The sequence below is a fragment of the Dietzia sp. 111N12-1 genome (genome assembly GCF_001658045.1).
GTDB lineage: Bacteria > Actinomycetota > Actinomycetes > Mycobacteriales > Mycobacteriaceae > Dietzia > Dietzia kunjamensis.
This window is the reverse complement of sequence record NZ_LSSV01000025.1, coordinates 74,849-84,935: the sequence shown is the minus strand read 5'-3', so window position 1 is coordinate 84,935 and position 10,087 is coordinate 74,849. Positions and strand designations below refer to the sequence as shown.

The following is a 10,087-nucleotide window of genomic DNA, read 5'->3' as shown; positions in this document are numbered from 1 at the left end:
CCCTCCGCCACCGACATCGAACCTATATTCGACAATACCCGCACCGGCTCACTAGCACAAGTGTTCGATCATCTTCGATCACTCATCCCAACCTGGTACCCACCCACTGCGCCAGGGAAACACTGTCGCCTGCACCCGATCGACCAGACCGGCGGCCATCAGCGCCCGGTTCATCGACAAGCTGCCGTGCGAGCGCAACGACACGTCGGATTGCTGCTTCAAGCGAGCGACCACCTCGACGGCGTCTCCGCTGACGATGGCCGCGTCCGGCCAGTCGAGGGGACCATCCAGCGTCGTTGACACCACCGTGGTCAGCAGCGTGGTCATCTGGGTGACCCAGGGGTCGAACACGCCGGAATCGTCAGTAGCCGCCCCAATCACCGTTGTCGTTGTACGACCCGAAGCCGTCGAGGCTGGCGAAGACGTCAAACGTGTAGGTGGCGGTCATGGTGTTGCCTCCTAGATCGTGGACGCCTCCCATGGGAGGCGTCCGGAGGTCAGCCGGGTTGGAGTGTCCGGAAATCGCCTCGGTCGAAGCTGATGTGGAACCTCCTCGAGTCGATCCGCCAGCCCTCCGGCGTCCGGGTCCACAGATCCGAATACTCGCCGAAGCACTCGTAGGACAGATCGGACTGGTCCCCGGCACCGAGGTGGAGGACACGCGCGTACGTGAGGCTTCGTGCCCGGTCCTCGTCTCCGTGGAAGGCGAGCTGGACCCGATGGTTGCCCAACAGGTGCTGGGACGGTCCGCAGCCCCCGAGGTGCTCCCTGACCCTCTCGATGATCGCCTGCCGACCGGTCGCGCCGTACCCGGTGGCGGACTCGGTGAACAGCTCGCCCAGCCCGTCCCAGTCACGTGAGTCCAACGCGGAGGCCACGTCGGCCAGACGCTCGATGATCAGGTCCCTATCACTTGTCATCTCCTCTTGGTAGCAGGGATCGCCGGGGGATCTCAGCTGTCCTGGCTAATCTGGCCGCCATGACCGACGTCGAGATCGCGCTGTCCACCGGCCGCGTCAAGGGCACCGATCTGGGGGATGTGGTCCGCTACTACGGCATTCCGTACGCCGAGGACCCCGTCGGCGACCTGCGGTTCGCCGCCCCGGTCCGCCGCGAACCGTGGCCGGGCGTCCGTGACGCGACCCGGCCGGCCGCCACAGCGCAGCGGCTGCGCTTCGACCCCGACCCGGCGATCCCCGAGCCGATCGTCGCCGGCACGGACATCCTGCACGTCGACGTGTGGGCCCCCACCGAGGGCGCGGGCCACCCGGTGCTGGTGTGGATCCACGGCGGCGGCTGGGAGTCCGGGTCATCGCACCAGCCCTGGTTCGACGGGACCGCCTTCGCGCGCGCCGGGATCGTCGTGGTCTCGGTGGGCTACCGCCTGGGCGTCGAGGGGTTCACCGCGTTCCCCGACGCCCCGGACAACCGCGGGGTGCGGGACTGGATCATGGCCCTGGAGTGGGTCCGCGACGAGATCGCGGCGTTCGGCGGTGACCCCGGGCAGGTCACGGTGTCGGGTCAGTCGGCGGGCGGCGGGGCGGTGCTCTGCCTGCTCGCCTCGCCGTTGGCGGCCGGCCTGTTCCACCGGGGGATCGCCTCGTCGCCGGCGGTCCTGCGATCGCCTGCCGCGCAGGCCCCCAAGGGCACGACCGCCGCGGAGCTGGCAGCCGGCGGCCGGGGCGCCGTCGACGAGTTCCACCGGCGCCTGCGCAAGGACAATCCCTTCCTCATGCCGTTCCGCCCGACGGTCGGCGACGACACGGTCCCGGTCCCGCCCCTGGAGGGCATCGGGAGCGGTCCCGGGCTCGCCCTGCCCCTGCTCATCGGCTCCACGGCCACGGAGTTCGAGGGGGTCGTCCGGGCCCTCCCCGGGCCGGCGCTGGTGCCGGGTGCCGCGATGATCCTGCGGTCCCAGGAGCTGCCCACCACCGGACTGCGCGCGCTGGCCAGGCAGTCGGCGGGCAAGTCGCTGCGGCGGGCGGTGGGGGCGGTGGTCGACGCCGCGACCATCCACTCGACCGTCGTGCGGGCGGCCGAGACCCGGGTGGCCGCCGGCGCGCCCACCTGGGTGTACGACTTCCGCTGGTCCGAGGGCCGCGGCGCCGTCCACTGCGCGGACCTGCCGTTCTTCTGGGCGGTCCCGGAAGCCGCGAATGTGCGGGCCTACCTCGGAGCGGATGCGTCGCCGGAGCTCGTCGACGCGATGCACCGGTCGTGGGTCGACTTCGTCCGCTCCGGAGACCCGGGGTCCCCGCCCTACGAGGCCCCCGGGAGGCGCGTGCAGGTGTGGGATGACCCTCCCGCTGTCGTCGAGGACGGACTGGCCGACGTCCGCGCGGTCTGGTGGCCCGCCGGCGGCTCCTGACGCCTTGCTACGATTGCGCCGCGCGTGCCGGTGACGTACCCGGCGCGTGCGGGGGGCTATAGCTCAGTTGGTTAGAGCCGCGGACTCATAATCCGCTGGTCGCGGGTTCGAGCCCCGCTGGCCCCACCATCGCTCGACTCATCACCACAGCTGGCCCCACAACCACGCCGCGACCCCACCTCGGACGCGGGTCGGCCCGGTCAGGCGGGCCCGGAGCGCCCGACTACGATCGATCTCATGGTCGCCTCCCTGCTCGTCGCCGGTACGACCTCGGATTCGGGTAAGAGCGTCGTGACCACCGCACTGTGCCGGGCGTTCGCCCGCCGCGGCATCGACGTGGCCCCGTTCAAGGCCCAGAACATGTCCAACAACTCGATGGTGGTCGCCGCTCCTCGCCGCACAGGTCCGCACAGCACAGGCCCGGACGGCACCGCCGAGATCGGGCGCGCGCAATGGATCCAGGCCCTGGCCGCGGGCGTGGCCCCGGAGCCCGCGATGAACCCGGTGCTCCTCAAGCCCGGCGGAGACCGGCGTAGCCACGTGGTGGTGATGGGACAGCCGGCCGGGTCGGTGTCCTCCCGCGACTTCGTCGACGGACGGGCCCACCTGGCCGACGCCGCGTTCGCCGCCTACTCCGACCTCGCCTCCCGCCACGAGCTCGTCATCTGCGAGGGAGCCGGCAGCCCCACCGAGATCAACCTGCGCTCGAGCGACTACGTCAACATGGGGCTGGCCCGTCACGCGGACATGCCCGTCGTCGTGGTGGGGGACATCGACCGCGGAGGCGTTTTCGCCGCCCTCTACGGCACGGTCGCGCTGCTCGAGCCCGCCGATCAGCGGCTGGTCGCCGGGTTCGTCATCAACAAGTTCCGCGGCGACCCCACGCTCCTGGCGCCCGGGTTGCGCCAGCTCGAGGACCTCACCGGCCGCCCGGTCCACGGGGTGCTGCCCTGGAATCCCGACCTGTGGCTGGACTCGGAGGACGCCCTCGCGGTGGGTCCCCGCGCCGCTCACGCCACCGCCACCCTGCGCGTGGCCGTGATCCGTCTGCCGCGCATCAGCAACTTCACCGACGTCGACGCCCTCGGCCTGGAGGCGGACGTGGAGCTGGAGTACGTCACGGAGCCCCGCGACCTCGCGGGGGCGGACCTCGTCGTCGTCCCCGGGACCCGCGCCACCCTCGACGACCTCGCCTGGCTCCGTGCCCGGGGCCTCGACCGTGCGCTCACCTCGCACGTCGAGCGCGGCGGCGCGGTGCTGGGGATCTGCGGCGGCTTCCAGATGCTCGGCGGGGAGATTTCCGACCCGGACGGCATCGAGGGCGAGCCCGGCACGCGCGTGACCGGCCTCGAACTGCTCCCCATCACCACGCGCTTCGGCGCGGAGAAGGTGCTGCGGCTGCCCACCGGACGCGCGCTGGGCCAGGACGTGGGCGGGTACGAGATCCACCACGGGAGGGTGAGCGTCGGCGGCGGGCGCGAGCGGGTCGACGACGACGAGGAGTTCCCCGGCGGAGCCCGGCGGGGCCGCGTGTTCGGCACCATGTGGCACGGAACCCTCGAATCGGACGGCTTTCGGTCGGCGCTGCTGGCCGAGGTCGTCGGCGGCTCCGGCGGCGCGGGGCGTGAGCGCCCGGCGTCATCAGTGAGCTTCACGCAGGCCCGCGAGGCGCGGCTCGACCTACTGGCGGATCTCGCCGAGGAGCACCTCGACCTGGACGCGCTTCTCGAGCTGGCCCGCTCGGGTGCTCCGGAACTGCCGCTGCTGCCGCCGGGGGCGGACCGGTGAGCGTGCTGATCCTGGGCGGGACCGCCGAGGCCCGCGACCTCGCCGTCTTGCTGCAGGAGCACGGCCTGCGGTTCTGCTCGTCGCTGGCGGGCCGGGTCGCGCGGCCGCGGTTGCCGGTGGGGGAGGTGCGCGTCGGTGGGTTCGGCGGCATCGACGGGCTCCGGCGGCACCTCACGGAGGCCGGCGTGACCGCGGTCGTGGACGCCACCCACCCCTTTGCCGCCGGCATCTCGGCCAATGCCGCTGCCGCCTGCGCGGCCGCAGAGGTCCCGCTGCTGCGCCTCGAGCGACCGGGGTGGGCCGCCGCCCCCGGTTCAGGCGGCTGGCACTGGGTCGACGACCACGACGAGGCCGCCGCTACCGCGTCCCGCCTGGGCCGGCGGCCGTTCCTCACGATCGGCCGGCAGTCACTGGACAGGTTCGTCGGCCCCCTCGCCGAGCACCACGCGCTGGTCAGGGTGGTGGACCCGCCCGAGGTGGAGCTGCCCGCGTCGTGGCGACTGCTGCCGAACCGCGGCCCCTACTCGGTGGAGGGTGAGCGCGAACTCTTCGCCGACCACGGCGTGGACGTGCTGGTCACCAAGGACTCGGGCGGCGGTCACACGTGGTCGAAGATGGCGGTGGCCGGCGAGCTCGGCGTTCCGGTCGTGGTGGTGCGGCGGCCCGGACCCGCGCCGGGCGTGCAGGTAGTGGACGGCGCGACTGCCGCTGCGGAGTGGGCCCGCAGCCTGGATTGAGGATGTCGCCCACGCGCAAAGCGTGGCACAATTGTGTACATGTCTACCGAGCCGCTCCGTGATGTCCGGGCCAATTTCAGCGACGTGGTCGACCGTGTCTCCAAGCACCACGAGCGCGTCACCGTGACCAAGAACGGACGCCCGGTGGCCGTGGTCATGAGCCCGGACGATCTCGCCGCTCTCGAGGAGACGCTTGATGTCCTCTCCGACCCGTCAGCGTTGGCGGATATCCGGGAGGCCGATGCGGCGAGGGCGCGCGGAGATGTCGTGCGCGGCGTCGATGCCGTCCGGGCCCTCCGCCAGTAGGCCGCGCGGTGGAGGGCTACGAGCTCGTCGTCGCCCCACCCGCGGCTCGGGCGATCCAGCGGGGCCTTCCGGAGAATATCGCCGCGGCGGTTGTCGAATTCCTCACCGGGCCACTGATCGCGAACCCACGGCGAGTGGGAATTGAACTGCGGAGGGAGCTGACCGGGGTGTACTCCGCACGTCGCGGGACCTATCGCATCCTGTATCGGATCGACGACGACGCCAGAGAGGTCTTCGTTCTCTGGGTCGAGCACAGACGGGATGTGTATCGGTGAGCGCGGTCTGAGCGGCTGGTGTCGTCGGATAGCGCGCTCGTCGTCGCGAAGTCAGACCAACTCGGCGGCCGTGCCCATTCCGCGGTCCGCTAACCGGGCGAACTGCCGAGCCTGCGCCGCGAACCGGGCCGCGAGCGCCGGATGCCCGGCCCAGTGCGTGTGCAGGTACGACGCGTGGACCGACCCGCTAACGAACCCCTCTGGTCCGGCGCTGCTGGTCCAGGCGGGAGCCGCGCCCGGCCCGTCCGTGCTGGGCACGCCCGCGTGAGAGCCCGCCGCGCCCGCCGCGCCGGCGGGCGGGTTGACGGCCGTGCGGTGGAACTCGTGGCCGGTGACCTCGGTGCCGGCGGTCGCAAGGACACTGTCGGCGACCGCGGTCGAGCGGCGGTAGGCCAGCGTGAGCCGCGGGGCCATGGCCGCGTCGGCGTCAACGGCACCGACCATGGGGACACCGTCGAGGGTGCGACAGAGGTAGAGCAGGCCCGCGCACTCGGCGACGGTCGGCGTCCCGGCCGTCGTCGCCGCGCGCAGCGCCCCCAGCATCGGCGCGTTGGCGGCGAGGTCCGCGGCGTGCACCTCGGGGAACCCGCCCCCGAGGTAGATCCCCGCGGCGGTGTCGGGCAGTGCCTCGTCGGACAGCGGGTCGAACGGCACGACCGAGCAGCCGGTCGCCTCGAGCAACTCGACCGTCTCGGCATAGCGGAACGTGAAGGCCCGGCCACCGGCCACGGCGATGAGCGGGCGGCCCTCGTCGTCGTCGACCTCGTGGGCTCGGTCACCACCCAACGCCACGCGCGCCGACCAACCCTCGCCCGCCAGCGGCGGCGCCTCACGCGCGATGCGCATGACCGCCTCGAGGTCGATCGACGCCGCCACCTTCCCGGCCAGGTGGTCGAGCGAGCGCGCGGCCTCCGGGCGTTCGGCGGCGGGGACCAGGCCGAGATGGCGGGAGGGGGCGGTGACGTCGTCGTCGCGCTGGAGGACACCCAGCACCGGGATGCCGAGGGGCGCCAGCGCGCGTCGGACCTCGTCGGAGTGGCGGACCGAGCCGGCCTTGTTGAGCACCACCCCGGCGATCCGCACAGCCGGGTCGAAGGAGGCCATCCCCAGCACCACCGCGGCGATGCTGCGCGAGGCGTGGGAGATGTCCACGACCAGCACGACGGGGGTCCCGGTGAGCGCGGCGACGTGAGCGGTGGAGGCGAACCCGTCGCCGCCGATGTGCCCGTCGTACAGGCCCATGACGCCCTCGATCACCGCGACGTCGGCGGGCCGCCCCGCATCGATCCCGGCCCCGCCCGCGCCCCCACCCGCGCCGGCACCGTGCAGAAGCAGCGGCACGATCCGCTCCTCACCCACCAGGTGCGGGTCGAGGTTGCGGCCCGGACGCCCAGTGGCCAGGGCGTGATAGCCGGGGTCGATGTAGTCGGGGCCCACCTTGTGGCCGGACACCTCCAGCCCGGTGCGGCGCAGCGCGGCCATGAGGCCGGTCGCGACGGTGGTCTTGCCGTGCCCCGACGCCGGCGCGGCCACGACGATCCGCGGCAGCGCGGTCACCATTCGATGCCCCGCTGACCCTTCTGCCCGGCGTCCATCGGGTGCTTGACCTTGGTCATCTCGGTGACCAGGTCGGCGACCTCGAGCAGCCGGGGGTCGGCGTCCCGGCCGGTGATCACCACGTGCTGCCGTCCGGGGCGGCTGGCGAGGGTGGCGACCACGTCGTCGACGTCCACCCAGCCCCACTTCATGGGATAGGTGAACTCGTCGAGCAGATAGAGGTCGTGCCGCTCGTCGGCCAGTCGGCGCTTGATCTCGGCCCAGCCTTCGGCGGCGTCGGCGGCGTGGTCGTCCTCGGTGCCGTCCTTGCGCGACCACGACCACCCCGAGCCCATCTTGTGCCACTCGACCGGCCCGCCCTCGCCGGTCTCGTCGTGCAGGCGGGCGAGGCGTTCCATGACGGTCTGCTCGCCGATGCGCCACTTGGCGGACTTGACGAACTGGAACACCCCGATGTCCCAGCCCTGGTTCCAGGCGCGCATCGCCAGGCCGAACGCGGCGGTGGACTTCCCCTTGCCGGGCCCGGTGTGGACCATGACCAGCGGCCGGTTGCGGCGTTGCCGGGTGCTGAGCCCGTCGTCGGGCACGATCTCCGGCTGTCCCTTGGGCATCAGGCCACCTCGTTCCGGGGGCCGGCGGCGTGCGGGCGGGCGGTGCGCGCGCGGGCTGTGTGAACGCCGACCGCGTCGGTGAGTCCCTCGGCGGTGACCTCGCCCAACGGCACGTGCTCAGCGCCCAGGTGCCCGGCGAGCTCGGAGGCCAGGCCCATCCGGAAGCGGCCGGTCTCGCAGTCCACCACCACCGACGCCACGCCGAGGGAGGCCAGCCCGGTCGCCGCGGTGCGGGACCTGGCGAGGGCGTCCGGGCCGTGGGTGGCGCGGCCGTCGGTGACGACGACGAGGAGGGCCCGCCGCCGCGGATCGCGGACGCCTTCGATGCGCAGGACTTCGGCGGCGGTGAGCAGTCCCTCCGCCAGTGGGGTCCGGCCGCCCGCCGGGAGTTCCGCGAGGCGGGTGGCCGCGATGTCGACCGACGACGTGGGCGGCAGGGCCACGTGGGCCGCGGACCCGCGGAAGGTCACCAGTCCCACCTTGTCGCGGCGGCGGTAGGCGTCCAGAAGCAGGGAGAGGATCGCGGTCTTGACCTGCTCCATCCGGGTGCGAGCGGCCATGGAGCCGGAGGCGTCCACGCAGAACAGAACCAGGTTGGACTCGCGGCCCTCGCGGACGGACGAGCGCAGGTCCTCGGCAGCCAGCCGGAGTCGGCCGCCGTCTGGACCGGCTCCGCGACCCCGGGCGGATTGCTGCGGCGCGGCGGACCGGATCGTGGCGGGCAGGTGCAGGTCGGACCCGGTGAACGCGCCCGCGCCGATGCGGCGGCCGCTGGTGGTGAGGGCCCTCGATCGGCGGCCGGCAGCGCCCTGGCCGGTGCCGGCGACGGCGAGCAGGCGGGTGCGGTACGGCGCTGCGGCCGCGGTGACCGTGCCTGGCTCGGGCGGGGTGGGCCCGGGAGCGTCGGACCGCGAGGCGTCGCCGGGGGTGTCCTCCGCGGCGTGTCCGCCGGGCTGCTCGTCGGCTCGGCCGTCGGCGTCGTCGTCCGATTGGCCGTCCGCCTGGTCGGTGCCCGCGGTGCCGGAGTCGTCGCCAGCTCCGGGGCTGTCCTCGGTCTGCTCGGTCTGCTCGGGTGCGTGCTCGTGCCCGGCGTCCTCGGCCGACGCCCGCGCCGGGGTCGACTCTGCATCCGAGGTGTCTGCCGACGCGGACTCGTCTGCGGACTCCGACTGTTCGGCGTCGTCGGCCGGCGCGGTCTCGTCTCGAGGGTCGGGATCGGGCTCGTCGTCGTCGCCCAGGAGCCGCTCCAACAGGACCTCGTCGAGGCCCGGCGCATCGAACGGGGCACGACGGCGGCGGTGGGGCAGTGCCATGCGCGCGGCGACGCGGATGTCCTCGCGGGTGATCCGGGTCCGGCCCTGCCATGCGGCGTGGGCGGCGGCGGTGCGGGCGGTGACGATGTCGGCGCGCATGCCGTCCACGTCGAAGCCCGCGCACACCCGGGCGATGGTGGACAGCGCCCAGGGGGTCAGCGTCACCCGGTCGAGCACGCGCCGCGCGGCGGCGATCCGTTCGCGCACGGCGGCCTCGTCGGCGGCGTGGTCGGCGACGAATCCCGCCGGGTCGGCCTCGAACACGATCCGGCGGCGCACCACCTCGGCGCGCAGCTCCGGGTCCCGGGGCGCGGCCACCTCCACGGTGAGGCCGAAGCGGTCCAGCAACTGGGGCCGGAGCTCACCCTCCTCGGGGTTCATGGTGCCGATCAGCACGAAGCGCGCGGCGTGCTCCACCGAGATGCCGTCGCGCTCCACGGTCACCCGGCCCATCGCGGCGGCGTCGAGCAGCAGGTCCACCACGTGGTCGTGGAGCAGGTTGACCTCGTCCACGTAGAGGAGTCCGCGGTGCGCGCGGGCGAGCAGGCCCGGTTGGAACACCGTCACGCCATCGGCGAGCGCACTCTCCAGGTGTAGTGATCCGGTGATGCGGTCCTCGGACACCCCGATGGGCAGCTCGACCAGGCGGACCGGCCGCCGCTCGGTGGGCGCGTCGTGGGGGATACGTCCGTCCGGGGTCTCGGAGCCGCGGTCGTCGGGTGCGGAGGAGAAGCGGTCGCCGGTGACGACCTCGACCTCCGGCAGGATCCCGGTGAGGGCGCGGACCATCGTGGACTTGGCCGTGCCCTTCTCACCGCGGATCAACACGCCGCCGACCGCCGGGGACACCGCGGTCAGGGTGAGGGCCAGCGTCATGTCGTCGGAACCGACGACAGCGCTGAAGGGGTAGTGCAGTGGCATGGGGGCTCCCGCTCTCGTCTGCCAGGCTGGTCAGCGCGAGGCCGGTCTCCGGACTTCCCGGCTCATCTCGGACGTGCGCGCGGGGCGCGATCGTCTGAGAGGCCGGGTTACCGTAGCGGGCCCTGTGCCGGATTCTCACCGGCTTCCCTGATTCTCCCCTCCGCCCCGCCTGGGGCGGGTCGTGGGGCACCTCGTGCTGTGGGGTCTGTTC

Annotated in this window: 9 protein-coding genes, 1 tRNA gene, 1 pseudogene and 1 riboswitch; of the genes and pseudogenes, 6 read left to right on the top strand and 5 right to left on the bottom strand. The window is 73.0% G+C overall.

Features of this window, described 5'->3' with window-relative positions:
• Positions 1-102: 102 nt before the first annotated feature.
• Positions 103-448: pseudogene (locus AYO52_RS05500) on the bottom strand (dihydrofolate reductase family protein); the annotation flags it as partial.
• Between the two features lie 49 nt (positions 449-497).
• Positions 498-920 carry a nuclear transport factor 2 family protein gene (locus tag AYO52_RS05495; protein ID WP_067714296.1) on the bottom strand — a complete coding sequence of 141 codons (423 nt, stop codon included), beginning with the start codon at positions 918-920 and terminating at the stop codon, positions 498-500.
• A gap of 59 nt (positions 921-979) precedes the next feature.
• Here AYO52_RS05495 and AYO52_RS05490 point away from each other — a divergent pair, with 59 nt between their 5' ends.
• From AYO52_RS05490 to AYO52_RS05465, 6 genes are all read left to right on the top strand, one after another.
• A complete protein-coding gene (locus tag AYO52_RS05490; protein WP_067714293.1) occupies positions 980-2,368 on the top strand; it encodes a carboxylesterase/lipase family protein in 1,389 nt (462 codons plus the stop codon).
• Positions 2,369-2,420: 52 nt separating this feature from the next.
• Positions 2,421-2,497: transfer RNA gene (locus tag AYO52_RS05485), tRNA-Ile, on the top strand.
• A 108-nt stretch (positions 2,498-2,605) separates the two neighbouring features.
• Positions 2,606-4,156, top strand: coding sequence for a cobyric acid synthase (locus AYO52_RS05480; RefSeq protein WP_067714290.1), 1,551 nt, complete (start codon positions 2,606-2,608; stop codon positions 4,154-4,156).
• Positions 4,153-4,893, top strand: coding sequence for a cobalt-precorrin-6A reductase (locus AYO52_RS05475; RefSeq protein WP_067714287.1), 741 nt, complete (start codon positions 4,153-4,155; stop codon positions 4,891-4,893). The genes AYO52_RS05480 and AYO52_RS05475 overlap by 4 nt, the downstream gene beginning before the upstream one ends.
• A gap of 39 nt (positions 4,894-4,932) precedes the next feature.
• Positions 4,933-5,199, top strand: a complete 267-nt coding sequence (locus AYO52_RS05470; protein WP_067714339.1) for a type II toxin-antitoxin system Phd/YefM family antitoxin — start codon at positions 4,933-4,935, stop codon at positions 5,197-5,199.
• Between the two features lie 8 nt (positions 5,200-5,207).
• Positions 5,208-5,474 carry a type II toxin-antitoxin system RelE/ParE family toxin gene (locus AYO52_RS05465; protein WP_067714284.1) on the top strand — a complete coding sequence of 89 codons (267 nt, stop codon included), beginning with the start codon at positions 5,208-5,210 and terminating at the stop codon, positions 5,472-5,474.
• Between the two features lie 51 nt (positions 5,475-5,525).
• Here the strand turns inward: AYO52_RS05465 and AYO52_RS05460 are convergent, their stop codons facing one another.
• From AYO52_RS05460 to AYO52_RS05450, 3 genes are read right to left on the bottom strand one after another with little or no spacing between them, the layout of a single operon-like run.
• The gene (locus AYO52_RS05460) at positions 5,526-7,034 is read right to left on the bottom strand and encodes a cobyrinate a,c-diamide synthase (protein ID WP_067714281.1); all 1,509 of its coding nucleotides are present in this window, start codon (positions 7,032-7,034) and stop codon (positions 5,526-5,528) included.
• On the bottom strand, positions 7,028-7,642 hold the full coding sequence (gene cobO, locus AYO52_RS05455; RefSeq protein WP_067714278.1) for a cob(I)yrinic acid a,c-diamide adenosyltransferase: 615 nt from the start codon (positions 7,640-7,642) through the stop codon (positions 7,028-7,030). Before cobO ends, AYO52_RS05460 begins: the two co-directional genes overlap by 7 nt.
• Complete coding sequence (locus AYO52_RS05450; RefSeq protein ID WP_067714275.1) at positions 7,642-9,876, bottom strand: magnesium chelatase subunit D family protein; 2,235 nt, start codon at positions 9,874-9,876, stop codon at positions 7,642-7,644. Before AYO52_RS05450 ends, cobO begins: the two co-directional genes overlap by 1 nt.
• Positions 9,877-9,897: 21 nt before the next feature.
• A riboswitch (cobalamin riboswitch) is annotated at positions 9,898-10,085 on the bottom strand.
• Positions 10,086-10,087: the final 2 nt, after the last annotated feature.